The sequence below is a fragment of the Granulosicoccus antarcticus IMCC3135 genome, assembly GCF_002215215.1.
Lineage (GTDB): Bacteria > Pseudomonadota > Gammaproteobacteria > Granulosicoccales > Granulosicoccaceae > Granulosicoccus > Granulosicoccus antarcticus.
The window spans coordinates 5120381-5145989 of sequence record NZ_CP018632.1 but is presented as its reverse complement, the minus strand read 5'-3'; the positions used below and the strand labels follow the sequence as shown (position 1 = coordinate 5145989).

General features: G+C 50.2%; 24 protein-coding genes. 16 read left to right on the top strand and 8 right to left on the bottom strand.

Annotation, left to right across the window (positions count from 1 at the left end; genetic code table 11):
• Positions 1 to 32 precede the first annotated feature (32 nt).
• The 6 genes from IMCC3135_RS22325 to IMCC3135_RS22300 all read left to right on the top strand — a co-directional run bounded on the left by IMCC3135_RS22325 (position 33) and on the right by IMCC3135_RS22300 (position 5871).
• Entirely contained in the window at positions 33 to 239 is a 207-nt protein-coding gene (locus IMCC3135_RS22325) for a hypothetical protein (RefSeq protein ID WP_088919608.1), read from the top strand.
• A complete protein-coding gene (locus tag IMCC3135_RS22320; protein WP_088919607.1) occupies positions 236 to 1900 on the top strand; it encodes a recombinase family protein in 1665 nt (554 codons plus the stop codon). Before IMCC3135_RS22325 ends, IMCC3135_RS22320 begins: the two co-directional genes overlap by 4 nt.
• Positions 1901 to 1970: 70 nt before the next feature.
• Positions 1971 to 2918 (top strand): hypothetical protein, encoded by a 948-nt coding sequence (locus tag IMCC3135_RS22315; protein ID WP_088919606.1) that lies wholly within the window; start codon positions 1971 to 1973, stop codon positions 2916 to 2918.
• A gap of 24 nt (positions 2919 to 2942) precedes the next feature.
• A complete protein-coding gene (locus IMCC3135_RS22310; RefSeq protein ID WP_157736194.1) occupies positions 2943 to 3317 on the top strand; it encodes a hypothetical protein in 375 nt (124 codons plus the stop codon).
• Positions 3318 to 3777: 460 nt separating this feature from the next.
• Positions 3778 to 5058: a Vi polysaccharide biosynthesis UDP-N-acetylglucosamine C-6 dehydrogenase TviB gene (tviB, locus tag IMCC3135_RS22305; RefSeq protein WP_088919604.1), complete on the top strand. Its 1281-nt coding sequence runs from the start codon at positions 3778 to 3780 to the stop codon at positions 5056 to 5058.
• A gap of 177 nt (positions 5059 to 5235) precedes the next feature.
• The gene (locus IMCC3135_RS22300; RefSeq protein WP_088919603.1) at positions 5236 to 5871 is read left to right on the top strand and encodes an acetyltransferase; all 636 of its coding nucleotides are present in this window, start codon (positions 5236 to 5238) and stop codon (positions 5869 to 5871) included.
• 463 nt (positions 5872 to 6334) lie between these two features.
• Here IMCC3135_RS22300 and IMCC3135_RS22295 read toward each other — a convergent pair whose 3' ends face one another.
• The 7 genes from IMCC3135_RS22295 to tnpA all read right to left on the bottom strand — a co-directional run bounded on the left by IMCC3135_RS22295 (position 6335) and on the right by tnpA (position 12170).
• Entirely contained in the window at positions 6335 to 6826 is a 492-nt protein-coding gene (locus IMCC3135_RS22295) for an IS66 family transposase (RefSeq protein ID WP_157736193.1), read from the bottom strand.
• Between the two features lie 314 nt (positions 6827 to 7140).
• Positions 7141 to 8856 (bottom strand): IS66 family transposase, encoded by a 1716-nt coding sequence (gene tnpC / locus IMCC3135_RS22290; RefSeq protein ID WP_088915917.1) that lies wholly within the window; start codon positions 8854 to 8856, stop codon positions 7141 to 7143.
• Positions 8853 to 9290: an IS66 family insertion sequence element accessory protein TnpB gene (gene tnpB / locus IMCC3135_RS22285; RefSeq protein WP_088915918.1), complete on the bottom strand. Its 438-nt coding sequence runs from the start codon at positions 9288 to 9290 to the stop codon at positions 8853 to 8855. The genes tnpC (IMCC3135_RS22290) and tnpB (IMCC3135_RS22285) overlap by 4 nt, the downstream gene beginning before the upstream one ends.
• The gene (locus IMCC3135_RS22280; RefSeq protein ID WP_088915919.1) at positions 9290 to 9730 is read right to left on the bottom strand and encodes a hypothetical protein; all 441 of its coding nucleotides are present in this window, start codon (positions 9728 to 9730) and stop codon (positions 9290 to 9292) included. Before IMCC3135_RS22280 ends, tnpB (IMCC3135_RS22285) begins: the two co-directional genes overlap by 1 nt.
• 83 nt (positions 9731 to 9813) lie before the next feature.
• Positions 9814 to 11370 (bottom strand): IS66 family transposase, encoded by a 1557-nt coding sequence (gene tnpC, locus IMCC3135_RS22275; protein WP_088919601.1) that lies wholly within the window; start codon positions 11368 to 11370, stop codon positions 9814 to 9816.
• Positions 11371 to 11487: 117 nt separating this feature from the next.
• Positions 11488 to 11847, bottom strand: a complete 360-nt coding sequence (gene tnpB, locus IMCC3135_RS22270; RefSeq protein ID WP_088919600.1) for an IS66 family insertion sequence element accessory protein TnpB — start codon at positions 11845 to 11847, stop codon at positions 11488 to 11490.
• A gap of 2 nt (positions 11848 to 11849) precedes the next feature.
• A complete protein-coding gene (gene tnpA, locus IMCC3135_RS22265) occupies positions 11850 to 12170 on the bottom strand; it encodes an IS66 family insertion sequence element accessory protein TnpA (protein WP_088919599.1) in 321 nt (106 codons plus the stop codon).
• Positions 12171 to 12243: 73 nt separating this feature from the next.
• On the opposite strand from tnpA, the gene tnpC (IMCC3135_RS22260) reads away from it, so the two are divergent.
• Complete coding sequence (tnpC, locus tag IMCC3135_RS22260; protein WP_088919598.1) at positions 12244 to 13212, top strand: IS66 family transposase; 969 nt, start codon at positions 12244 to 12246, stop codon at positions 13210 to 13212.
• An 83-nt stretch (positions 13213 to 13295) separates the two neighbouring features.
• Positions 13296 to 14333, top strand: a complete 1038-nt coding sequence (locus IMCC3135_RS22255) for an IS110 family RNA-guided transposase (protein WP_088921977.1) — start codon at positions 13296 to 13298, stop codon at positions 14331 to 14333.
• A gap of 41 nt (positions 14334 to 14374) precedes the next feature.
• Here the strand turns inward: IMCC3135_RS22255 and IMCC3135_RS22250 are convergent, their stop codons facing one another.
• A complete protein-coding gene (locus tag IMCC3135_RS22250) occupies positions 14375 to 15826 on the bottom strand; it encodes an IS1634 family transposase (protein ID WP_088919597.1) in 1452 nt (483 codons plus the stop codon).
• 824 nt (positions 15827 to 16650) lie between these two features.
• Between IMCC3135_RS22250 and IMCC3135_RS22245 the strand changes: the two genes are divergently transcribed.
• The 8 genes from IMCC3135_RS22245 to IMCC3135_RS22210 all read left to right on the top strand — a co-directional run bounded on the left by IMCC3135_RS22245 (position 16651) and on the right by IMCC3135_RS22210 (position 25609).
• Positions 16651 to 18624, top strand: a complete 1974-nt coding sequence (locus IMCC3135_RS22245; protein ID WP_157736192.1) for a polysaccharide biosynthesis protein — start codon at positions 16651 to 16653, stop codon at positions 18622 to 18624.
• A gap of 91 nt (positions 18625 to 18715) precedes the next feature.
• On the top strand, positions 18716 to 18973 hold the full coding sequence (locus IMCC3135_RS22240; protein WP_088919595.1) for a hypothetical protein: 258 nt from the start codon (positions 18716 to 18718) through the stop codon (positions 18971 to 18973).
• Positions 18974 to 19092: 119 nt separating this feature from the next.
• Positions 19093 to 20184 carry a hypothetical protein gene (locus tag IMCC3135_RS22235; RefSeq protein WP_088919594.1) on the top strand — a complete coding sequence of 364 codons (1092 nt, stop codon included), beginning with the start codon at positions 19093 to 19095 and terminating at the stop codon, positions 20182 to 20184.
• Between the two features lie 97 nt (positions 20185 to 20281).
• On the top strand, positions 20282 to 21346 hold the full coding sequence (locus IMCC3135_RS22230) for a glycosyltransferase (protein ID WP_088919593.1): 1065 nt from the start codon (positions 20282 to 20284) through the stop codon (positions 21344 to 21346).
• A 29-nt stretch (positions 21347 to 21375) separates the two neighbouring features.
• A complete protein-coding gene (locus IMCC3135_RS22225; RefSeq protein WP_236994636.1) occupies positions 21376 to 22245 on the top strand; it encodes a dTDP-4-dehydrorhamnose reductase family protein in 870 nt (289 codons plus the stop codon).
• Positions 22246 to 22283: 38 nt separating this feature from the next.
• Entirely contained in the window at positions 22284 to 23294 is a 1011-nt protein-coding gene (locus IMCC3135_RS22220; RefSeq protein ID WP_088919592.1) for a polysaccharide biosynthesis protein, read from the top strand.
• Between the two features lie 40 nt (positions 23295 to 23334).
• Positions 23335 to 24411 (top strand): non-hydrolyzing UDP-N-acetylglucosamine 2-epimerase, encoded by a 1077-nt coding sequence (gene wecB / locus IMCC3135_RS22215; protein ID WP_236994635.1) that lies wholly within the window; start codon positions 23335 to 23337, stop codon positions 24409 to 24411.
• 7 nt (positions 24412 to 24418) lie between these two features.
• Entirely contained in the window at positions 24419 to 25609 is a 1191-nt protein-coding gene (locus IMCC3135_RS22210; protein WP_088919590.1) for a glycosyltransferase family 4 protein, read from the top strand.

Genomic DNA, 25609 nt, shown 5'->3' with positions numbered 1-25609 from the left:
CCGTCGATCTCCAGGACTACAGGGGCAACGTCATGACCAAGCGCAAACGACGCCAGGTGCTGACTGTCAGGGTCGAGTTCGAACCCAACCGCTTCTCCCACGATTGTTTGCAGCAGGCCTACCAGAGATTCAGCCCCACAGTGGCTGTGAGCCTCTCTACACCACTCAACACGGATGAGGCCGAGCCGGACCAACAAGCCGATCCTGACATTCTGAGACCTTCCAGGAGCCCGCAATGAGCCATCAAAACATCTGCGCACTCTACGCACGAGTCTCATCGCCAAAGCAGGCCAAGGATTGCACCATCGATAGCCAGATCCAGGCGCTGAAAGAGAGGATTGTCAGCGACGGCGGGCAGCTTATCGATGACATGGTTTTCAGTGATGCGGGAGTGAGTGGCGCTACGCTGATCCGTCCGGAATTGGAGAGGTTGCGTGATGCGATTTCTATCGGAGCCGTTGATCACCTGTATATTCATTCCCCGGATCGACTCTCGCGCAAGTATGCCCACCAGGCTTTGCTCATGGAGGAGTTTGCCAGCGCAGGGGTTGTCGTCAACTTTCTAAACCACAAGGTTGGCACCTCACCCGAAGAGGAAATGTTATTGCAGATGCAAGGGATGTTTGCCGAGTACGAGAGAGCTAAGATCATCGAGCGTCATCGTCGAGGGAAGCTTCACCGCGCTCGTGTGGGCAGCGTTAACGTACTCTCTGGAGCACCCTACGGTTATCGCTATACACGCAAGCAACTCGACGGTAAACCTGCCCAGTATGTGATTGATCTTGAGCAGGCGAAAACAGTACGTCAGATATTCAACTGGATAGGGGTCGACAGACTCAGTATTGGAGCGGTATGCCGGCGTCTTGGTGAAGCGAATATCCCTACAAAAACAGGAAAAAGCCACTGGGATCGTAGTGTTGTCTGGAGCATGCTGCAGAATCCGGCGTACATGGGCAAAGCCGCTTTTGGAAAGACCAAGGCCGGTGCATTAATGCCGAGGGTACGACCCCAGAAGCACAGTGCCGAGACACCCAAGAAGCCGCACTCAACGCACCGAGTGCAACGTAAGGATTGGATCGAGATTCCTGTTCCGCCGATCGTAAGTCAGCCGTTGTACGAGGCGGTACAAGCTCAACTGGACGAGAACCGAAAGCGAGCACGAGTTGGAGAGCGTGGGGCTAAACATTTATTGCAAGGATTGACGGTATGTGGGCATTGTCACTACGCCTACTACGGCAAAAGAGTCAGCCCATCAACCGCTAAAGGAAAGTTTCAATATGCCTACTATCGTTGTATCGGAACGGATGCCTATCGCTTTGGTGGTCAAAGAATTTGTGACAATTCTCAGGTGCGAACTCAGACGCTGGATGAGTTGGTGTGGGCCGAGGTGATCAATGCACTGGAGAACCCTGAGAGGCTGAAAAAAGAGTACGAACGGCGCTTGAATGTTCTGGAGAAAAAGGAGCATGAGAGGCACGACATCACGGCGCTGAAACAGCAGAAAGCACAATTGAAAAAGGGTGCGTCACGCCTGATTGACAGCTATGCCAGTGATGTCATAGATCAACAGGATTTTGAGCCCAAGATCAAACAGATAAAGGCACGTATCACGGAAATCGAAGAGCAAATCGAGCAAGGGGATCAGTCCCAATCCGCACAGCGTGAGCTGTTTCTGGTTATCAACCACTTGGAGGAATTTGCTAAAACCATCAACGTGAATCTATCGACTACGGACTTCATCACCAAACGCGATACCATCCGAGCACTAGTCAAACGAGTTGAGATCTACAAGGAGGAAGTGGTGGTGATATTCCGTATTGATCCAACACCATCACACAGTGTCAGCAGTGGCCCAGCAATTCCCGGTCGATTTGAGACTCCAATAGAATCAATAAGATAGCGCACAACTGGTGTTTAGCTCCTCGTAGCCTATTCTTATCCGGTCAATCGCTTCTTACCGGAATCTCCCAATGGCTGCTCCCGCTCCACAACCACGCAAGGATTTGTCGATGGAGGGCCTGCTGAGCAAAGTCCGTGGGGCTTTCGACAACGTTCCCGACATTCGCCAAGCGGGGAGTGTGAAATTCACCATGAGTGACACCTTAAGCTCTGCCTTGGCCGTGTTCAGCCTCAAGTACAGCTCGCTATTGCAATTTGATACCGAGGTGCGAGCCGATGCAGGAACCGTGCAACACAATCTGAGAACGCTCTTCGGCGTCGCTCAGGCGCCGAGTGATAGTCAGATGCGTGACATTCTGGATCCAGTCGATCCGTCTGCACTGCGACCCGCTTTCCGCGCTTTGCATAGCGCCCTGCAGCGCGGCAATGTGCTCAAGAAATTTGCCTGGAACGATGACAAAATTTTGCTCTCGATGGATGGCACTGGCCTGTTTGCTTCCAGCAAAATCCGCTGCAAACACTGCTGCGTGAAAAAGCGCAAAAGTGGCGACGAGTTCTATCACCAGCTCCTGGCTGCCGCCATCGTGCATCCGCAACTCAAGCGTGCACTGCCACTGGACTTCGAACCCATTACGCTGCGTGACGGCAACACAAAGAACGATTGTGAACGCAACGCGGGTAAACGTCTGCTGAATAGCATCAAGCAACAATACCCGGATCGCAAGTTCGTTGTACTCGAAGACGCGCTGGCTGCCAATGGGCCGCATATCCAGGAACTGCTACGCCACAAGATGGATTTTATCATCGGCGCGAAGCCGGGCAGCAGTGCGGCGTTGTTCGAGGAGGTAGCCGAGCGGCTCAACCGCTCCGAGTGCATAGAGTCAGCACCGGATGATCTGAATGAGAAAGGTTTAAGTTGTGGATTTCGATTCACCAACGATATCGGGTTGAATGGTACTCACCCAGATTTACGAGTTAATTTCATCGAGTATTGGGAGTTTGACAAGAAGGGCAAGTAAACCATCTTTGCCTGGGTGACGAACTTGCCGCTCAGCGCCGACAACGCTTATGAGATTGCGCGCGCAGGACGTACGCGTTGGAAGGTGGAAAACGAGCTATTCAACGTCATAAAGAACAAGGGCTACAACCTGGAACATTCCTACGGTCATGGAAAGCAGTATCTGTGCAGTACACTGGGTGGATTGATGCTGCTGGCCTTTCTGATTGATGAGATTCAGGAGTTGGCTTGTCGCCTGTTCCAGGCGGCCCGTGGGACCTACCATGCGAGAATTGTTCTATGGGAAAAGCTGCGAGCCCTGTTTTTCACATTCGATATTAAAAACTGGGAATCGCTGATGAGAGCGTTGGCTAATCCGAGTGCCTTTCGTATGGATCTGCCTGACCCCACGTCTGGTTGAATATATCCTATTCACCCCAAACCATCGGCACACTCAACTTGGACATTCAGAAAGCAACCTCATAAGCGCACAGTTAATTCCGACAATTCAGCGGAAAGGATCCGCGCGCCTGTAAACAAAGAGTCAGCCATACCTATACGAATTGAGGGTTAGACCGGGAATTGCTGTTCGGCAATGGACATGAGGCTCACTCGACATATGATGCACAGTCATAAGTTTAGTCAAACTTTTTGAAAAATCACTTGCAGCGAGCCAATTTGTCGCTAACGTCGGAGAAATAACTCGAAAAAGTGTCGAAAATGGCTTCGGAATGTCGGTGCAATGTAGAAAAGTGTCCAATTTTACTTGACCACATCAGTGATCTACTTGTCGGATTGTAAACCTTCAACGCGCAAGTCAGTATAATGCGCTTTAAAACCCACTGCGAGCAGCATTAGCTGCAGCAAATCAGGAACGCTAAATGTTTCAAATCAGTGACAAAGATACGATTGCAGTAATTGGCTTGGGGTATGTAGGGCTTCCTCTGGCTGTAGAGTTTGGTAAAAACACTAAAACTATCGGCTTCGACATACACACTGCACGTATTGAAGAATTGCAGAACGGGCATGACCGCACTTTAGAGGTCTCTGCAGAAGAAATGCAGGGCTCTCCTCTACTCTCTTACACCAGCTCTCTTGACGATCTAGCCAAATGTAAAGTTTTTATCGTCACTGTACCGACCCCTATCAACAAGCACAAGCAACCTGACCTCACACCGCTTATACGTGCCAGCGAATCCATTGGCAAAGTCATGCAGAAGGGAAGCGTGGTTGTTTACGAATCCACCGTCTACCCAGGCGCTACGGAAGAAGTTTGTGTTCCCATTCTGGAGCGCGTATCTGGCATGACTTTTAATACCGATTTTTTTGCAGGTTATAGCCCGGAGAGAATCAACCCTGGTGATAAAGAACATCGTGTCAGCACGATCATGAAAGTCACCTCTGGCTCAACGCCTGAAGTCGCCGATGCCGTAGATGGCCTGTACCGTCGCATCATTACCGCAGGAACACACAAGGCAGGCTCTATCAAGGTCGCAGAAGCAGCCAAGGTAATCGAAAATACACAGCGCGATCTCAATATTGCCCTTATTAACGAACTGGCCCTGATTTTCGACCGCCTAGACATAGATACACTAGAAGTCCTTGAAGCTGCTGGTACCAAATGGAATTTTCTGAATTTTCGCCCAGGCCTCGTAGGCGGTCATTGCATTAGCGTCGATCCTTATTACCTAACGCATAAGGCACAGGAGATAGGCTACCACCCTCAGGTTATCCTCTCTGGGAGGCAGATCAACGACGGCATGGGCGCATACGTAGCCGAACGTGTTGTGAAAATGCTAACACGTCGACGCATCCACGTAGTTGGAGCCAACATTCTGATTCTGGGACTGGCGTTTAAGGAAAACTGCCCTGACCTGCGCAATACTCGAGTCGTTGACATCGTCGAAGAACTTGAGCATTATCATGCAAATGTTGATGTTTATGACCCATGGGTGGATGCCAGTGAAGCACAACGCGAGTATGGCATCACGCCGATAGAGTCACCCGCAAAAGCAAGCTACGACGCAATTATTCTAGCCGTTGCACACCATCAATTCATCACTCTAGGAAGCAAAGAAATTCGTAAACTTGGCAAGCCCGAAAATGTACTCTATGACATAAAAAGTATTCTTCCCAAAGAGTCCGTTGACGCTCGACTATAAGAACAGCCTTGCATTACCAATAAAAACACTACCGTATTATGTCTACTTATGAATATTCAATAAACTCACTCATTTTTGGAGTGAATTTATTCCCCACAAATCAGTGCTTTTAAAAAAGCAGAAAAAAGACTTTAACCAACACAAATCCCCGATATTCTTACCCGAGCTACAAGTTAGATGCAAAAAACTTTGTTGATTATTGGCGCAGGGGGCCACGCAAGAGTTATAGCCGACTCGGCCACAGAATCTGGAGAATGGGACTTAATCAATCTATATGATGACGCATGGCCAGAACTGAAAACGAGCGGAACCTGGTCCATTACAGGAACTATCCACAACTTACTGGAACAAAAACCCGAGAACACCAGCCAAGTCATAATTGCTATTGGAAGTAACCAGCGTAGATATACCTTACAAGAACGATTCAGCGAAGCTGGCTGGAAAATTACCAAGGTTATCCATCCTTCAGCCACTATAAGCCAACACACCCATATCGGAGTGGGGACGGTTGTAATGGCAGGAGTAGTCATAAACTCGGGCACCAATATTGGCAACGCATGCATCATCAACACCTGCACTAGCGTAGATCATGACTGTCTTTTAGGCAATGCGGTGCACCTCAGCCCGGGGACGACACTAGCAGGCACAGTTACTGTTGGAGATGGCTGCTGGATTGGTGTCGGGTCTTCTGTCATAAATAATATACATATAGGAAAAAATACCGTGATCGGTGCCGGAGCAACAGTTATTCGCAATATTCCAAAGAATGTACTTGCCGTCGGAACGCCCACCCAGATTATTAAAAATTTGTAGGCCGAACGTTAATTATCTTGGCAAGTAGCTCCGATAGCGCATTTCCTTGATCGAGACCAACGATTTCAGTCATTGAGACCGCTTTGCCACGCCCTCTGGATACTGGAGCAATAGTTTTACTTCGAGCGGTTACGGTGGGAATGACCCATGAATTTCTCCGGTGCGGTTGGCCATGACCTAGAGAACAAGTTAATCAGATAAATGTCAAAATTTTGAGCGCTACTGCCGGAAGCTCACGAGAAATGGATGCCATGGAATTATCGTAAGCGTCCTTAAATCAGCGTTATTGACTAGCGGTCTCGCGCGCGCGACCCTGTGCGTACTATCAGAAAGAGCCAGAACCCGATGCTCACTATCGATTTCATTGCCCTCCAGCGCCAACCAGGTAAAAGGGATTCATAGCGTGTGACGGTTGCAGGCACTGCGGCAGCAGACTCAACAAGCCTTGCTGACTACCTGCTGGCTACGGCAGTTGCGCTTTGACGTTCCAGGGCAGCAAGGCTTCGATGTCTTCGACCGTCTGCGCTGTGGCAATGTGTCTGCACAAATGCAGCACGTAGCCGTAAGGGTCCAAGCTGTTGGCCTTGGCACTCTCCACCAGGGTATAAAAGGTGGCACATGCATTTGCCCCTCCAGGTGTGTTACAGAACAGGAAGGCCTTGCGCCCAATCACGTAGGGTCGTATGGCATTCTCTGCCAGCACATTGCTGATGTGCAGTTGCCCATGCTCGCAGTAGACGATCAGCTTGTCCCACTGGTTGAGCGTGTAGCGGATAGCCTTGCCGGTCAGAGATTTGCGGGGCACCGTCGAGACATTGTCCTGCAACCACTCATGCAAGGCGTCCAGTTGTGGCACGGCATGCAGCTGTCGAAAGACTTTACGCTGTTCGTCGTTGAGCGCCTGTTCCTTCATCTGGCGCTCGAGCCTGTACAGCGTATTGATCGTAAGCGCCAAAGAACCAGGGTATCGGGCGTTTTAACCTTCCCTTATTTCATATTCCACGGCATGAGTGCATCCAAGGTAAGCGGTCATTTGAGGGCGTATAGCCTTCTTGCGAGTATTCTGGTACGGCAAGCGCAATTGAGCCTCGCCAGATACGATCATTCAGCGCACGACGACTCTGCCGGATAAGCATCATGGATTCGATTGCGGGTAGCTTTTGACTTTCTGCGGGGTTCAGCCGGAGTCGTAGATGTCCGATCTCAGCGGATTATCGTGAGCTTCCGGCAGCCCAGTAAAATTCGAGGCTCAACTGTGCTACGTCAGAATCACTTTTGCTGGCTGGGGTAGTTCCAGGGCATCCAGTTCTGCGGGGCGGCACGCACGGCTAGCTGATTTCTCTGTACCGCTATCAAGTAGGCTAAGGCATCGACATTTGACTCCATACAGGTGGCCAGTATCGAGGTGATGGTGTCTGAGACTTGCGCGCCGTTCTCTGTCTTAAAGAATTGAGAATTCTTGCGGCCTCTGACCATCAACTTGATGATTCTTTCGCACTCGTTGTTATCCAATGCCGCCCCGGGGGTATGGCAGAAAGCACACAATCCGTCGTAGTGTCGATCAAAGTACGCCATGGCACGGCCCAGATTGCTGTTTGGCTCCACCGGACCACCCTCTACGGTCTGTGCCTGGCACCACTGTCTGATCTGAGCCATCAATGGAAGTGAATGCGCGTGATGATAGGCCTGGCGCTGCTGGGGATCGAACACCTGTTCTTTGCAATGATCGTCGTTGACCCATATTCCGGCGTAAAGCTCCAGTGCAAACAGGCTCTCCTCGGGGCATTGCAAGGCCAGCTCGGCAAAGCCCCTTCGACCATGCGAGTTACAAAGTGAGACCACAAAGTCCTTGTCAGTCACGTGATTGGAGCTCAAGGCATCGCTCATCAGAATGGGCACCGGCAATCCGGATTCTCGTTTACCCAGAATCTCATCGAACCATTCGCCAGCGTGACCCACGCTGGTTTGATACAGCACCAATCGTTGTGCCGGCATTAGTGTCGGAGGATCCGTGGTTGCACTATTTCCCTCTTTTGGCAAAATAGCCAGACAGGCCGAGCTGTAAACCCCTGAGCGGTGTTCGCGCCCCTTGGGTGCTGCCTGTTTAATCAGAATTCGGTGCGTCGTGTCATCCAGATAGAACAACTCAGCGTTGGCTGCCATCGATATCATGGCCACAAACACCGGCGTCAAGTGATCGGCCAGCTTCTGGCACTGATCGAAGATCGTGGAGGCGCTCAGGTGTGAGCCGAGCAACCCTTGCAGTGTCTCCTGGCGGTAGAACGGGGTAGCGGCAAAGTACCGGTAGATCGCCATCAGGGCGCAGGCCGAGTAGCCATACATCTGATCGGGCCGTCCATCGGCACGCACCTCAGGTGGCAGTTCGGCAGTAAAAATTTCATGACAGGCCGAGCATCTTAATTGGTCGCTCACATGCTGCTCGGCACTGAAGGGCGAGTGCCCGACAATGCGCAGCAACTGGGCTGGATGGTACTTGTACACCTTGCCAGCCTGACAACTGGGGCAACCATCACCCTTGTTCAAGCCCTCGATGCCATGATGATGGACCGTGGGTTTGATGGCAGGCTTCTTGTCCTTCTTCTTGCGCCTGTCCTTCTTGTCGGTGCCGGTACGCGGGCGTGCTGTGTCGGGCTGTCCGTCAGCATCGGCTTTCGTGTTGCCATCGGCACCGTTGCTTTTCTTCTTACCGGGATGGTTTTTCAACTGCTCGGACGGATTAATCATGCCCAGCAGCTTTCGCAACTTCACAATGGTGAGATCGTTGTGACTGATGCGCTCTTGCAAGCTGGCCAGTGTCAACATGGCACTGCTAAGCAGGTCATAGTCATCGGCACTAAGCGCCATGCCATGCTCGCGCGCCTCGGTAATGCGTGCCATCAGCTCATCGAGCTGGGCCTCGCTCAGGTCGATGAAACCGGTGGTTTTCTCACCCTTGGCTGGGGACTTGGGGGCTTGCACGCTCATGGTCGAGGGGATTGGGGAGCACGGGGTGTTGTTGCGGGAGTGGGACAAAGCATAGCGGATACCTGTGAAGACGCAAGGGGCGTTGCATGACAATCACCGGGTTCTGACGTGGGTTGACCCGCTGAGAACCACTCGCCGCTGAGCAACAAGCGCAGTTGCCGGGCACTGGCCGGTGACAGGGCTTCATGGCCAGTAGGCCAGCCGGTGAACTTGCCACGCGAGAGTCTTTTCGTCATCAGCCAATAGCCAGTACCGTCATAACTCAAGGCTCTAATCATGGTCCTTGCGCGATTGATAAACACGAAAATCGTTCCATCACTTGGATCTTGTTCCAGCGTGTTCCGGCACTGAGCAACGAAGCCGTCAATTCCGCGCCTGAAATCCGAAGGAGCCACCCCAAGCAGTATCGGGCTTTGATGGGTAAGCAGAATCATCAGCAGGCCCTCGTGTTGCCGCCAACCCGGGCGGCCGCCTGGAACACCTCGTCGAGCGTGAATGCACGATGGATATGAATCACGGCCTTGTTAGGTAGCTCGATGATCAGACTTTCAGTGATTGGCGGAGCCGGCTCAACCAAAGCCTTTTCAACGTGGGGTAACCGAACGAAGCCAGCTGGATGCTCGGCATCAACAGGACACTCCGGGGAAGTACTATGGGGTGCAGGCTGCGTACCAGACCATTGTTTGAGTGCATTGGCGTTAATGCGCAATGCCCGACAAACATGGAAGGCACAGTGTTGCTCAAGCAACGCCACCGCACAGTGGCGCAATGCCATCGGTGTCGGTCCACGTCGTGTCCGGCTGCTGCGCCATTGTTCGAAAGCGTGCTGAGCGCTTCTCAGTGAAGGTTTGAAATCAACTACGGCTGCGTTCATCGACTGTCTCCAAAGAATCGGTTGCTGGTGGAGACACAGTGAACCAGACAATCAGGGTGAAATTTTACTGGGCTGCCGGAAGCTCACGGATTATCTGCAAAGTGCTCCTTCCACAATCGTGGCGTGAGCTCTTCCACCCGACTTGCCGGATGAATACTGACTCGCTGCAGCACGTCTACCAGATAGGTGTACGGGTTGATGCCTTGTAGACGACAGGTTGCAATCAGGCTCTGGATCAATCCAACGTGTTCTGCCCCTAGCTCTGTCCAACAGAAGAGCCAATTTTTCTTTCCCATGGGAATACATCGCAGACCACGCTCTACGTGATTCGTATCCAGTGGAACTTGCGGATCTGCCAGGAATACGCGCAAGGCGGGCTCACGCTCACCAATGTATTTCAACGCCAAGGTGAACGGATCGCTTGGCAGAAGATCCTGCCGTGTGCATTGCCACCGACGCCACGCATACAGTTCGTCGACTACCGGCTTGGCATGCGTCAGACGATGGGTGCGTAATGCCTCATCCTGCAATGCCGCCTCACGAGCATCTGCCTCGATCCGATAAAGCCTGCCTATGATCTCTAGTGCCTGATCCACCGGCTGTTCTTCTCCATCACGCGCCTCAACGAACTGGCGTCTTGAATGCGTCCAGCACTGTGCCAACGTGACCTGCGAATTGCCCTTCACCCAGGCAGCGTAGGCTGCGTAACCGTCGGCAATCAGAGTGCCCGAGAAATGCACACCGAGCAGCTCTTCGATGACTTTCATGCCCCGGCTGGCGGCAAAGGGAAAACATAGCTCGTCCTTGTCGCCGTACATTGGCCAGAAGTAGCCTTGCTGCATCTTTCCCGGGCGTTTCTTGCTGGGCCCCGCCTTAACGGGCGTCTCGTCCATGGCCAACGTTTGACTCTCCAGTACAGATACAAGCTGCGCAGCCACGATGGGACGCAACAGCTCGATAGATTTCTTGGCCACATTGGTTAATGTTGTGCGCGACAGTGTGATACCGGCATGGCCCAGCCTCTGGTGCTGACGGTACAGCGGAATATGGTATTCGAACTTGTCCACCAGCATGCCGCCAATAAAGGAGACATCAACTACACTGCGCTCGATAACACCGACCGGTACCAGAGCCCGGCACAATGAACCGTTCTGTTTGAGCTTGACCACCGGTCGTTCATAACACAGCACAACGCTACTGGCTGGACGTTGCGCCAGGCGGTAGGTTTTATCAATGTCGATGATCTCGTACTGGTCTTCATCCAGGCCTTCGATCTCATGCGGTGTGAGCCGGATGGTCTTGAGCGGCACTGAGGCATCGAAACGAAGGCCGCTGTCGGTGACACAGTCTTCCGGACGTTGCTTCGGACCTTTCTTGCGTGTGTAATTGATCGTCTGTTCGGGGCGAGTATCCTCGTCTGGCAATGCACCCAAAATACCGATACCAAAGCTCAACTGATTCGGGCTGTCGATAAAGCGCTTTTCGCTCTTCTCGCCAAACAGCTGTCGTTTGAACCAGTTCAGCTGATGATTGGATTGATTGAGCTCCTGTGCAAGCTTGTTGACCGTCACCAACAATTCTTCGCGAGACTGATCCTGGTAAGGATCGGAATGAGTCTGTGATGTGTTGGTATCAACCATGATATTGATTATACCCTACAGTTGCAGTGCGAGAATCTCCGTGAATGCATTTATGCCTTGTATAGTAGTGTATTGACAGCTTCACTGATACCACTGAGTGCCTGGCCTCTGACATATTCAAGCAACCTTTGAGTCGGACAGGGAAAAGCGCTTGAAGCGTTTGGCATTCTGCCAATCAATACCGTACAGCAGACACTGCAATTCGCCGTAGCTCATAGGCTTCTTGATCGATGTCGCATCGGGAGTAACAAACGTGCCTTGTTCAAGCCGCTTGCACCACACGGCGTAACCATCACCATCGAAGTACAGGATTTTCATCTGCGTTTTCTTGCGATTCACGAACACGAACATCTCGCCTGACAAAGGGTTGGCACCCAGGTCGCGTTTGACCATGGCAGAGAGTCCATTGTAGGACTTTCGCATATCGGTGGCAGTGGTGCACAACCAGACGCGCACATTGCCATGAGGGTTGAGCATTGTTAGCTCCGGCTGATACGCAGATTGATACCATCACCGAGTGATAGCTCGACGCAGAAAGTTGAGCTAGTCGGCGTGGCATTGGCAGGCATGCCTGGAAACTTCTCATTGCTTTCGTGCAAGGCCGGCGTCAGTTCAATAAACCTCTCCGGTACAGGCTGTGGAATCGTCTCGCGCTCAGGCACCCGAAGTCGATTACGCCACGCCATAAAACTGGGGTAGCCGATATCCTCATGGCGACAAAAGGCTGCCGCACTTAGCCCACTACGAGCTTGTTGCTCTATCAGTTTCTGCCATTGAGCCTGGTTGCGCCGTGTTGCCATCTCGATTGCCTCTTGGTGTTGGTGAGGCTGTCAGAGTAGCGAGGCAATGCTCCGTGCGGAAGGACGCCTCTAGATGACCGGTTACTACGGCACCGAGGTTCAGGGTGTAGTGATCTATCTGAGTCAGTATCAGATGCTGCCCTATGCACGACTCAAAGAGGCGATGGCGGACCTGTTCCAGATTCATCTTAGCGAAGGGACTGTGAATAATATTCTGACCCGTGCCTACCATCATCTGGCGCAATTCGATTCCTGGGTCAAAGACATGGTCATTGACAGCAGGGTGGCCCACTTTGACGAAAGCGGTCTGCGCGTGGGCAAGCAGCTGCAGTGGCTGCATGTGGCCGCCACCGAGCACGCAACCTATTACCGTCGGCACGTCAAACGTGGGCATGAGGCGATGATGGAGATGGGCATACTTGACGGATTCAAGGGATACGCGGTACATGACTGCTGGGCCAGCTATTTCCGCTTCGCCATCCTTCATGTGCTGTGTGGCGCCCACTTTCTGCGTGAGCTGATCCATGCTCATGAGCAGCATCAACAGAGCTGGGCCGAGAAGTTGATCACCTGCCTGCTGGATGCCAAGAAAGAGGCCGATGAGGCCCGGGCCAAGGGAGTCTTAATGCTCGATGAGTCTCGCATCAACCACTACGATCGACGCTACAGTCGGATACTGCGCGAGGGGCGCGCCGAACTGCCGGTGGTGCCAATATCAACGACAAAGAAGCGGGGGCGAGCCAAACAACATAAGGTGAAGAACCTGCATGATCGACTATTCAGATACAAGGCTGAAACGCTGGCGTTTCTCTATGATCTGACGCTGCCATTTGATAATAATTTGGCCGAGCGTGATGTGAGGATGATCAAGGCCAAACTAAAGAGATCGGGCTGCTTTCGCTCCGAGCAAGGCGCTGACATCTTTTGCCGGATTCGTGGCTATATTTCTACAGCGAAAAAACAGGGCCGCAATGTACTTGATTCCCTGCGTGAAAGCTTCCAAGGTCAGGCCTTCAATCCAGCTATCGCATCAGTGGGCTGAGTAGATAATTGGACTCCCCCACCTCCTCTAGGAAGTGGGTTAATGTAATCGTTCCGACACAATTCACATTAATGGAGTCCAGCATGAAGAATACTATTGTTGGTGTTGATTTGGCAAAAGATGTTATTCAAGTGTGTGTTTACGCGAGCAAGAAAGTGCAATCGAACACCGAAATGACACACCACGAATTTCTTGAATGGCTATTTACGAGCTCCAGCACGACGGTAGTATTTGAAGCTTGCGGCACATCAAATTACTGGAAACAGAAGGCCACGGAGGCTGGCCATGCTGCACATTTGATATCAGCAGATCTGGTATCCAAGATCAGACAGAACCAGAAAACAGATAAGAATGATGCATTGGCGATTGTCCAGGCATCCATGTTGCCGGACATAAGTTTCATCAAGGGAAAGACTATTGAGCAACAGCAGTTGCAAACCATTTTGCGCTTAAGGGAGTTATCTGTGAAACAAAAGACCGCTTCTGGCAATCAGCTAAAAGCACTATTATTAGAGTTTAATATTCGTGTTAGCGCGAGAAATGGTGGATTGGGAGGGGTAATAGAATCTGTGCTTGAAGATGCGGAGAATGAATTCTCGGCAGCTTTTAGAGAGGCGTTGCATACCGCCTGGCAACACCACCTGAGCATCATCAAATCCATAGCTATATACGATGGGTGCCTGGAGGAATTAGTTGAGCAGCATGAAGATTGCAAGCGGCTGCTCAAGCTGGAAGGGGTGGGAGTAATCAATGCCGTGAACCTGTATATAGCACTGGGCTGCGCGGACCTGGGTTCGTTTTGCAAAGGTAAGGATGCCTCGGCATGCATCGGATTGACTCCGATACAGCACACATCGGGAGGCAAGGTAAAGCTCGGCTCAATCGGCAGGTATGTGAAAAACAGCTTGTTGCGGAGCCAGCTTATTACCGGAGCGATGGCAGTCGTTGCACAGGTGTGCAAAAGAACAGCGGTCACCAGTAAAGAGGTGTGGATACAGCAGCTGGTCGCGCGACGAGGCAAGAAAATCGCGGCGGTTGCTCTGGCCAACAAAAACGTGAGGACGGCATTTGCCATGCTCACACAAGGTACCGAATATAAGGCGGATCCTGTCGCCGTCTAAAAAGCGTTCCAACGATGAAGATGCAAAAACGAAGATAAAAATCAGCGTGTTAACTCAGTTAGTAACGAAGAGCCTTGAGCTCGTTGAGTAGAATTGAAAACACGTCCCGCGTAAATATCACAGAGCCTGAGTTCGCTACTCAATCGAGAGCTCGTACATAAGTACGCATCTATTTCTTCATTTATGCAATTTTGTTGTTGACACAGGGGGAGTCCACATAAGTTACCTCTTAACAATTGTTCATCAGGATAGGCCTTTTCGTCAAGATCATTGGTGCCGAGAATAAATCGCCCCTTGGAATTGAGCGCCTTCTCAATGGCAGCCTCATTTCTCTTTGCATGCCCCTGGACCTGATACCCAACCAGCTTGGTTTCTGAGTTTGCGCCAGGTCGTCCCTTGGACACATAGCGTCTTATTGGCTCTATTGTGACATCAACCGTGAAATATCGAAGTAGTGGTTTGCTGATCTCGCTCAGAGCCTTCTGGGCATCGTCCTGGCAATTGAATCGCCTTTTTTGAAGGCGTCGTAATTCTTTATCCAATTCCCCTGCTTGCTTGGCTAATTTTCTTTCAAATGTTGCCGATTCCCGATGATGTGCTTTTGGGGAATAAACCAACATCCACCGTTGTTCACAATCACCATAGCTGGATCGATAACTGCACGTTTTATAGCCATTATCCTGTGTTTTCCAGTCAACTGTTTGATCCTCTGCGCTGACTAACACTTTGGCCTCCTTGATCGTTTCCGGTACGCGCGTTAGCCACAAATAATCGCTACCGAGTAGATTATCCTTATTGTACAAAGCCGAATCCGCCACCCATTTGCAAGGTATTCCCAGTTCTAATTGGGCGGTAAATTCGTTGACTGTCGCAATCGTTTCATGAAAACTGGTTTTGTCAGAACTATTGCCATCCAGCGCTTCCATCCACAGCGGCATTTGGGCAGGACCATTCACGATCAATGACATGACAACTTGCTTCAGATCAGGACGGTGATCTTTTGAATAACCGTAGGTTAGCAACGGTACATCATCCTCTGCCTCCTCAAAGCGACCGTGGACGCTCAGTGAAGTACTATCCAGATGGTTTAGCTGTCCCATTAGATTATGTTCCATGGCGATTTGAAACGACACCTTGGCAAATAACTCCGTTGCACCGTACTCGGCAATATCATCCAATGCACGTCCCAGTGCATGATCGGTCAACATTGAGGCTTTCACGCCTTTACCCAGTAGTTTGCCCACCGGTTTGTTTTCAAAATATTGAGGCGTCAGATAAAGTTGCCTTTGGGTAAATCCGAGCCCATTAATAATCATAGCCACCACGCAAGTACCTGCATCGATCGCACGCTGAGAGTCGGCGGGTTTTAGCGCATCGTTAATACGACCGGCGATATTGAGATCCCGAGCAACAGCGGCAACTATCCCCAAGTGGTCAATGTTTTCACTTTGAATTGAAGTGTCACTGTGGACGCAGGGTTCGGCAATGGACATGAGGCTCACTCGACATATGATGCACAGTCATAAGTTTAGTCAAACTTTTTGAAAAATCACTTGCAGCGAGCCAATTTGTCGCTAACTTCGACGAAATAACTCGAAAAAGTGTCGAAAATGGCTTCGGAATGTCGGTTATACGGTTTTGTGCAATTAATTCAGTTAACTTGGTTTGTGGATTTACAGTCTGTTAAACAATTTATTCACAAAGGATGGCTCTTGTCGAAACAATTAATGAGGAGCTATCACTGGTGCTATCCGTACTCATGAGGACACGCCAATCGATCTGCCGCTAGAGAATTTGGATAGGCAGTAATAGCGAGGAAGCGGATTGATGAAGTGGATGTAGTCAGACTATCTTCATTTAAGGAGCTGGGCTATTCCGTGTCTTGTCAAGGTTGGAGATTTGGTAATCTTTCGCACGAGGAGGGGTATTCACAAAAATTCGGTAGTAATTCGTGCCATTTGCTCATTAATATTTGTTGCTGTTTGCCTGTACCAAACAGCATTGATTGAGCGAAGCTCGCTGCAGCGGGCTACCTCTGTAATAGAAAATGAAATGGCAAGTAGCAATGGCAGAGCCGCTTGCAGCCTATACTTAGGCGTAGGCTTTTTGTTTTCACGTTTTTTTCAGTTAAGCTTTCGCGGCATTCTCTGTGAGCAGAAGTGGCACTTTTACCTTTATTGTCGACCGGTGCAGCGCATATAGTTCTTGATGAACGTTATCATTGAATGCAGATGGTATTCGTCGCTCCTGATCTTGTGGCGATGGTATTCAGTTTTCAACGCACTTGGTAGTGCGGGACGCAAACAGAGAATTTGGTATGCAGCAACAGTCTGGTCAGTTCAGCCTTGTGCCGTCCTTTGTCAAGGGTATGGCAAAAAACCTGTCGGCTACCGGAAGAGGGCGTAAGCAGATCATCGGCATGTCTATTGACGCGTGCATGGTCATAGTCTCTTTGTCGGCTGCTTATGCTTTGCGTGTTGGAGAGCTGAATGTAGTTCACTTTTCCTATCAGTTTTTACTGCTACTACCGCTGACAGTGCTTGTGTTTATGGGTCTTGGCATATACCGCTGGATTGTTCGCTCATCGACATTGGGTCTGTTTTATCAAGTGGTGAAAGGCGCGGTCTGTTCTGCGTTTATTCTGTTGCTTCTCCTCTACCTTATTCCACCAGAAAGCAGCCATCCCCGCTCAATCTTCATCATATATGGCTTGGTTCTGGGCATGCTGTGTTGTGGCTATAGAATGCTTTGGAAGGCTTTTTTCAGCTCGCATCGCAAAGGAGCCACGGTGGCGATCTTCGGTGCAGGTGCTGCGGGTATCAAGCTTGCCAGTATTCTCAAAAACGGTGAGGAGTATCGCCCCGTTTGTTTCATTGACGACGATAACGCAGTAGTTGGTTCAACCATCATGGGCCGCCGGGTTTTGAATGGACGGGTCAAGAATCTGCAGTCCCAGCTCTTGAGGCTGGAGGTCAGTCAGGTCATCATCGCCATTCCCAGTCTGGACTCAGAGCACTATTCGAATATCTACGATCGGCTGGACGCCGTGGGTATTCCTTTCAAGACATCTCCCAGTTCTGTGGAGTTGCTGTCCGGTCGGTCCGCCATCAGTGAGATTCGTGAGGTCTCTGTTACTGACATTCTTGGGCGAAATGAGGCGCTACCAGATCCCCGCTTGTTGCAATCAGCCATTGCTGGAAAATCAATACTGGTCACAGGAGGGGGCGGTTCAATCGGCTCTGAGATCTGCCGCCAGATCATCATGCAGATGCCTCGACGCCTGGTTGTACTGGACAATAGCGAGGCGAACCTTTACCACATTGGTGAAGAAATGCTGCAGCTTCTTGCCAACACTAGTGACTTGGCAGCCATAGAATTCGATACCATTCTGTGCTCGGTGGCTGATCGTGCCCGCATCAAGCAAATCTTCACCGAAACGCATTTCGATACTGTCTATCATGCGGCAGCCTACAAACACGTGCCCATTATCGAACGCTTCCCCGAGCAGGGCGCTGAAGTCAATGTGTTTGGCACGCTCAATGTACTCGATGCAGCCATTTCTGCAGGCGTCGGTCGGTTTGTTCTGATATCCACAGATAAGGCCGTACGGCCAACCAATGCCATGGGAGCCACCAAGCGTGTAGCAGAGATGGTGCTGCAAGCCAAGGCGCGAAATTCTGGAAGCACCATCATTTCCATGGTTCGATTCGGCAATGTGCTGGCATCTAATGGCTCGGTTGTCCCCAAGTTTCGTCGGCAAATCGCTGCAGGAGGCCCCATCACGCTGACGCACCCCGATATAACACGGTACTTCATGACGATACCCGAAGCATCACAACTGGTGATACAGGCCAGTGCTATCTCAAAGGGTGGCGATGTCTTTGTTCTTGATATGGGCGAGCCTATCAAGATCGCGCAACTGGCAGAAACCATGATCAAACTGCACTGTCAGCGGGTCGAGCAAGCAGGGGGCATGCGCCCCGATATCACGATAAAAATTACGGGTTTGCGGCCGGGCGAAAAGATGTACGAAGAGCTATTCATTGACGATTCGTGTCAGCGAACCTCAGTAGAAAAAGTCATGAGTGCCGACGAGCAGCATCTTTCATGGGACAAGCTGGAACCGCAGTTGGTGCGACTGCGTAGTGTTCTGGTAGGGGCAAAGCCAGAACTTGTACGGGAGCGTTTGTTCGATATCGTGTATCACACTGATCAGCAACTGAAGGCAACTGACGAATCATCATCGGTTGAAGGCTCCGAGGTGCAGCAACTGTCGGCGGTGCATTCCTGATCTGGGTAAAAACCGAGAACCAGATCATTGAATTCATTTCCAAAGACCTTGATTGGCGGATTAATCCTGAGCGGCTCCATGTTTGCCAGCCATGGCATGGCTGACGAAACAATACGGGTCAGTATTGGTTGCTGGTGATTTGCCTTCAGGTCAGCTGTCTGGTGATGCACCTGATGTGTCAGACGATGGCAATCAGATTGTTTTTATGTCCTCAGGAATTGTGTATCTGTTTGTTGTCTCTTCTGGTGAGCTTGTGGCCATAAGCACCAATCCGGTATTGGTTGCATTAGGCGGTGGTGGAACCAATCCACGTTGGCCGACAATCAGTGGTGATGGGAGCGCAAGATAGCTTATTCGGGTTTCAACAACATCAGCGGGCAGGGAGGGGCTGCTGGTTACGATGTATTTGTCTATGATATTGCAACGCTGACGGCGCAAATTGCAAGTGTCGGTACAGACGGACAGCCCGTGAGCGGAGGCGCTGGTGCTGCGAGTGGTTATCCTTTTAATATTAGTGCCAATGGTTCCGTCATTGCGTTTACAGGCAGTTATGCAGGTGAGGAGTTACGCACTGTGACCGAACTAGGTCAGTCGAGTTCTCCTGTTAATACATCTACCTGTGATGGACAGACTTTCCCGGGTAATGACCCAGAAGTCAGTGGCGATGGTCGTTTTGTGGTGTTTGGCAGTATGGGGTATGTTCATGATCGTCTGACTGGCGAGACCAGGCAGCTAGACTTCGGGCGGACCGAATCTGAAGGGAGAGTCATGAGGACGGGGGTTGAAGATATCTCTGATGACGGAGGCGAGATTGTTTTTACCAGTGGCAGTGCTTCCCTGGTAGCTAACGACACAAATAGTCAATTGGATGTGTTCGTGCATGCTCGTGACTCAATCCCTGACTATATGAGCACCCCGACAGAGTTCGTTCTGGCAGACAATGTGTGGGAGATGTTGAGCCTGCCGTGTCCAATGCCCCCGGATCTTACGGTGGATGATGTTTTTGGCGACGACATACCCGGCGAATACGGCGCCAGCTGGATCGTATACACCCATGATCCTCTTGTACCCAATGCTTATACCGATATAACTGCATCCGGACGACTTGAGCCGGGACAGGGTTTCTGGATCACGCAAATTTCTGGAAATGTTGTCACTTTGGATCTGCCGCGTTCAATCAATGATTTACATCCGGTGACAAGCACGGCTTGCGCTGACTCACACGGCTGTTATGAGATTGAGCTTTCCGGCAATGCTGATGCCGAAATCACCTGGAATATGGTGGGAAACCCGTTCAGCTATGGCGAGGAGCTCCAGTTTGATGAGTTGCGGGCACAATCTGAGGGTGGAATCTGTGCAGATGACTCTGGATGCTCATTGACTGAGGCTTATGATAAGTCGTTGATTTTTGATGTATTCTATAACTACAATTCTCAGACTCAGTTATACGATGAAGTAAGCGTTGGTGACAGTTTCAGCCCTTGGCAGGGTTTTTGGGTAGGGGCGCTGGAGGGGGTGAACAGCACACAAGCAGGGTTGTTGTTGCCGTTCGCGAAATAAGTTCATATTGACTTGTAAAGTTTGTGGGTAGTTTTATCAGTGAAATTATGCAGCTCAAACAAGTGCAGCACTAGTAATGGTTCAGGAATAGTTGGTTATGAGTACGTTTGATGTTGTGTTATTTGCTCCAAACGTGCATTCAGGCGGTGGCTTGGTTTTGCTGAATGCCTTGATTGGTAGTTTTCCTGAAGATGGGTGCTTCGCAGCATTTCTGGATTGCAGGGCAAGAAATGAATTGACAATGCCCGCCAATTGCACAGTCCACTGGGTCAAAACGAGCCCTGTATCGCGCATTTATGCAGAGTACAAATTACGCAAAGTTGCAAAATATACAAAGATTGTATTTTGCTTTCACGGATTACCACCATTACTACCCAACAGTGCCAAAAGCTATGTTTTTCTACAGAACAGACTCTACATAGATCAGTCGCGATTGAAAGAGTTTAAAACATGGACTCGCTGCAGGCTGACCTTGGAGCGACTGATCCTGGACAAGTTGAAGTCAAGGGTTGAGAGGTTTATCGTACAAACCCCTTCCATGTCAAGGGCGGTAGAAAAATGGTATTCACGTAATGGGGGAGCTCAGAAGCTTCCTGATGTAGTGGTGTTTCCGTTCATTGGTTACCAGGAAAGCACCTCTGCGATAAGTAGTCGGAGTCCAGCCTGGGATTTCATCTACGTTGCTGATGGCGAAGCGCACAAGAACCATCGAAAGCTTCTGAGTGCCTGGAAAATACTGGCGGATTCTGGAGTCAGGCCAACTCTGGCGCTCACCCTTTCCGATCGCGACCAGTCGCTGCGTTGTGAAATTGAAGCTCTAGCTCGAAAAGAAGGGCTCAACGTTCGTGATCTTGGCTACGTACAGCCATCTGATTTGATAAGCCTATACAATGATGCCCGAGCATTGATCTATCCCTCATTGTCCGAATCTTTGGGCCTGCCACTCGTTGAAGCTACGAATCTTGGTCTTCCGATTGTCGCGTCGGAATTGGATTATGTCCGGGATGTATGCACTCCTGCAGAAACCTTTGATCCTGCCTCTGCGATGTCAATTGCGCGTGCCGTTGAGCGTTTTCTTGGCATAATGAGGCCCGTGTCGCAGATGCGGACGGCTGGAAATTTTTGGGAAATGTTGCTTATTGACAATAGGCCCAAGATATGAATTGATTTTTCATACAGAAGAAACGGATTGTGATTGATACAAGGATAAGGGTTCTGGTTCTCGGAGCGAGCGGCATGTTGGGCAATGCGGTGCTACGATTGTTCGAACAAAGCTCGGGCTACCTGGTGTTTGGTAGTGTACGCTCCCACTCTGCTGCTGGCTTGCTACCGCAATCAGTCAAGAGGCGCCTCGTTGCTTGTATTGATGTTGAGAACTTCGACAGTCTGGCTGGTTTGTTCAGTCAGACTAATCCGCAAATAGTGATCAATTGTATCGGCCTCGTGAAACAAAAAGCAGAGGCTGCAGACCCACTACTGGCACTTCCAATCAATTCGATACTGCCGCACCGATTAGCCAGGCTGTGTGCAGTAGCTGGTGCGCGTTTGATTCATATAAGCACTGATTGCGTTTTCTCGGGTACTCGAGGCATGTACACTGAGGGCGATTTTCCCGATGCGACAGATATGTACGGCCGGACCAAGTTTTTGGGTGAGGTCGACTACCCGCATGCGGTTACGTTAAGAACCTCTATTATTGGGCAAGAGCTTCAGGAGGCGCGAAGCCTTGTCTCATGGTTCCTGGCGCAAAACGGTGAGGTCAAGGGTTATCAAAGTGCAATATTCTCCGGTCTTCCAACGCTGGAGGTTGGACGTGTTATTCGGGATTATGTCATCCCTAATCCGCAACTACAGGGTCTCTATCACGTATCAGCAGAGCCCATCAACAAGTTCGATTTGTTGATGTTATTGGCACGCGTCTACCAGAAAGAAATAAATATCGTCCCCGACAACACGTTAGTGATCAATAGATCATTAGACTCGTCCTTGTTCAGAAAGTCGGTGGGGTATACGCCATCATCTTGGCCGGAACTTGTGAGCAGCATGCAGCAGTTCGGTTGACAATTATTCCTGATGAATTGTGCTATTTGAGGTGCATTGTGTTTGAAGACAAGTGTTTGATGATTACCGGTGGGACTGGCTCGTTCGGCCATGCAGTCCTGAGCCACTTTTTGTCAACGGATGTGCGAGAAATTCGAGTTTTCAGTCGTGACGAGAAGAAGCAAGAAGAGATGCGGATTCTATTGAACAATCCCAAGATACGGTTCTATATCGGTGATGTTCGAAGTCGAGATAGCCTTGATCAAGCAATGAAGGGAGTTGACTATGTGTTTCATGCGGCAGCTTTGAAGCAAGTGCCATCGTGCGAGTTCTATCCGATGGAGGCCGTACAGACCAACATCATGGGGACGGAAAACGTCATGCTTGCGGCAGCGGCCAACGGAGTCCAGAAGGTCGTGGTATTGAGCACTGACAAGGCTGTGTATCCTATTAACGCCATGGGTATATCGAAGGCGATGGCTGAGCGGCTCGTCATTGCCAAGTCACGAATGCAGCAAGATGGGGAGACAATCTTTTGTGCAACTCGCTACGGGAATGTGATGGCTTCCCGCGGTTCTGTGATACCCCTGTTTGTTTCGCAAATTGAATCAGGCAAGGCGATTACCGTCACGGATTTGAATATGACTCGCTTCCTGATGTCACTCGAAGATTCAGTGGATCTGGTCATGTACGCCTACCAGCATGGCTTGCAGGGGGACATTTTTGTACAAAAGTCACCAGCATCAACTGTCGCAGACTTGGCACAGGCGCTGAATGAATTGTTTGGACATGAAAATCCGCTACAAATCATCGGCACACGACATGGTGAGAAACTCCACGAATCACTTATCTCACGAGAGGAGATGGCGCGTGCCATTGATCTGGGCAAGTATTACCGGATACCGGCTGATAATCGTGATCTGAATTACGCAAAGTATTTCAGTGATGGGGAGGAGACAATAACGACAGCTGAGGATTACACATCACAAAACACGGTGCGATTAGATGTCGAAAAAACCAAACAGCTTTTGTTGAGCCTGGATTACATCAAGGATCGGCTACATGCTTAAGGTAATGACCATCGTCGGGACACGACCAGAGCTCATCAAAATGAGCCGTGTCATAGCAGCTCTGGATGAATACACCCAACATGTGTTGGTGCATACCGGACAGAACTATGACTATGAGCTGAATCAGGTCTTCTTCGATGATTTGGGTATCAGAAAGCCTGATTATTTTCTGGAAGCCCAAGGTGGCAATGCCGCGCAGACGATTGCCAGGGTCATCGAGAAGTCAGATGGAGTTATAAGTGGTGAGCAGCCTGATGCGGTATTGCTCTACGGTGATACAAATTCCTGCCTGGCTGTGATATCCGCCAAACGACGAAAAGTACCGGTATTTCACATGGAAGCCGGAAATCGCTGTTTCGACCAGCGCGTCCCAGAGGAATTGAACCGCAAGGTTCTGGATCATCTGAGTGATATAAATCTGGTGTTGACGGAGCATGCCCGTCGTTATCTCATCGCAGAAGGTATCAGGCCAGAGACCATTATCAAGACAGGTTCTCACATGCCAGAGGTGCTGGATCACTATATGCCCAAAATCCGGGAGTCAAGTGTGTTGCAACGGATGCAGCTCGAATCGGGTAAGTTCTTTATTGTCAGTGCACATCGTGAGGAAAATGTTGACTCGCGCAGCAACCTTACAGATCTTGTGGAAACCATTGGTGCACTTTCATCGACCTACCAATGTCCTGTCATCATATCGACGCATCCACGTACGAAAGCCCGGTTGGAGGATCTCAAACTCGAACTACAAGATCCGAATATTCAATTCCTGAAGCCATTTGGATTCTGTGATTATGTGCGGCTACAACAAGAAGCGTTGTGCGTGATATCTGATAGCGGAACAATTACAGAAGAGGCTTCATTGCTCAATTTACCGGCAGTCACACTGCGCAATGCACATGAACGACCGGAGGGGATGGATGTTGGTACTCTTATTATGAGCGGCCTGAAGAAAGAACAGGTACTGGAGGCTGTACGCGTCACAATTGCGCAGCACAACAAAGCCAACCGTATTGCTAGAACAGTCCCAGACTATGATGCTGGGCAAGTATCCATGAAAATTGTCCGAATAGTCATGAGTTATGTTGACTATGTAAATCGTACAGTTTGGTCAAAGTGAGCTGTTCATGCGCCTATTGCTGATCGCCGATACCTTTCCTCCATTACGGACGTCGGGAGCCGTACAGCTTTACGATCTCTCTCGAGAGATCGTAAAGCAAGGGCATTCGTTAACGATTATCTTGCCATCTGCAGATTTAAGCAGCCCTTGGCAGGTGGAATGCGACGAGGGTATACAGGTCGTACGATTACACGCGCCCAAGACCAAGGATATCAGCTATTTGAAGCGTTCAATCAACGAATTTTTTATGCCTTTCTCCATGTGGATGAACTTGCGTAAATCGCCCATTGCTCATCAGCAGTGGGATGGAATAGTGTGGTATTCGCCTTCCATATTTCATGGGCCATTAGTAAGTAGGCTTAAACGAGCAAGTGGGTGCAAAAGCTATCTGATTATTCGAGATATTTTCCCCAACTGGGCGGTAGATTTGGAGTTAATGGGACGAAACCCACCATTTTATTTTTTTGATGCCGTCGCACGATATCAGTACAGCGTTGCAGATTCGATAGGAGTCCAGTCAGAAGGTAATCTTCGGTATTTCCACAAATGGGCTGGGAGGCAGGGGCGAAAATTGGAGGTGTTGCAGAATTGGCTAGCCGACGGGCCCGTCAAGAAATGTTCAATATCACTGGAAGAGACGCCAATAGCGGGACGCAGAGTGTTTGTCTATACCGGCAATATGGGAGTTGCACAAGGTATGGATATACTGCTGGATGTGGCTGAGCGTCTGAAATCACGTGTGGATATAGGTTTTCTATTTGTCGGCCGAGGTAGCGAAGTCTGCCGGTTGAAGCTTGATGCCCATGAGCGAGGATTGCACAACGTTATTTTTCGTGACGAAATTCACCCGAGTGAGATACCTGGTCTATATGCGCAATGTCATTTTGGATTGGTCGTACTTGATCCCAGGCATAAGTCCCACAATATTCCCGGAAAATTTTTAACCTATTTGCAGAGTGGTCTGCCGGTGTTGGCCAGTATCAACGCGGGAAACGATCTTGCAGAGTTGATTCGGCATGAGGAAGTTGGCCTTGTTAGTGAGGACGGTTCTGTTGAAAATCTGGTGTGTTTGGCTACCGATTTAGCAGGTCGCAGTGATGGAACTAATGAAACGCAAATGCGTTGTCGTGCACTTTTCATGAAATTGTTTACACCTGGTGTGGCTGCGCGTCAGATAGTCGATTCATTTAAAAAATAA

Coding starts and splice junctions, on each gene's coding strand:
- IMCC3135_RS22325 (WP_088919608.1), top strand. CDS start 33: ATGACCAAGCGCAAACGACGCCAGGTGCTGACTGTCAGGGTCGAGTTC.
- IMCC3135_RS22320 (WP_088919607.1), top strand. CDS start 236: ATGAGCCATCAAAACATCTGCGCACTCTACGCACGAGTCTCATCGCCA.
- IMCC3135_RS22315 (WP_088919606.1), top strand. CDS start 1,971: ATGGCTGCTCCCGCTCCACAACCACGCAAGGATTTGTCGATGGAGGGC.
- tviB (WP_088919604.1), top strand. CDS start 3,778: ATGTTTCAAATCAGTGACAAAGATACGATTGCAGTAATTGGCTTGGGG.
- IMCC3135_RS22300 (WP_088919603.1), top strand. CDS start 5,236: ATGCAAAAAACTTTGTTGATTATTGGCGCAGGGGGCCACGCAAGAGTT.
- tnpC (WP_088915917.1), bottom strand. CDS start 8,856: ATGAGCGTGCAAGCCCCCAAGTCCCCAGCCAAGGGTGAGAAAACCACC.
- tnpB (WP_088915918.1), bottom strand. CDS start 9,290: ATGATTCTGCTTACCCATCAAAGCCCGATACTGCTTGGGGTGGCTCCT.
- IMCC3135_RS22280 (WP_088915919.1), bottom strand. CDS start 9,730: ATGAACGCAGCCGTAGTTGATTTCAAACCTTCACTGAGAAGCGCTCAG.
- tnpC (WP_088919601.1), bottom strand. CDS start 11,370: ATGGTTGATACCAACACATCACAGACTCATTCCGATCCTTACCAGGAT.
- tnpB (WP_088919600.1), bottom strand. CDS start 11,847: ATGCTCAACCCTCATGGCAATGTGCGCGTCTGGTTGTGCACCACTGCC.
- tnpA (WP_088919599.1), bottom strand. CDS start 12,170: ATGGCAACACGGCGCAACCAGGCTCAATGGCAGAAACTGATAGAGCAA.
- tnpC (WP_088919598.1), top strand. CDS start 12,244: ATGACCGGTTACTACGGCACCGAGGTTCAGGGTGTAGTGATCTATCTG.
- IMCC3135_RS22255 (WP_088921977.1), top strand. CDS start 13,296: ATGAAGAATACTATTGTTGGTGTTGATTTGGCAAAAGATGTTATTCAA.
- IMCC3135_RS22250 (WP_088919597.1), bottom strand. CDS start 15,826: ATGTCCATTGCCGAACCCTGCGTCCACAGTGACACTTCAATTCAAAGT.
- IMCC3135_RS22245 (WP_157736192.1), top strand. CDS start 16,651: ATGCAGCAACAGTCTGGTCAGTTCAGCCTTGTGCCGTCCTTTGTCAAG.
- IMCC3135_RS22240 (WP_088919595.1), top strand. CDS start 18,716: ATGGCATGGCTGACGAAACAATACGGGTCAGTATTGGTTGCTGGTGAT.
- IMCC3135_RS22230 (WP_088919593.1), top strand. CDS start 20,282: ATGAGTACGTTTGATGTTGTGTTATTTGCTCCAAACGTGCATTCAGGC.
- wecB (WP_236994635.1), top strand. CDS start 23,335: ATGAGCCGTGTCATAGCAGCTCTGGATGAATACACCCAACATGTGTTG.
- IMCC3135_RS22210 (WP_088919590.1), top strand. CDS start 24,419: ATGCGCCTATTGCTGATCGCCGATACCTTTCCTCCATTACGGACGTCG.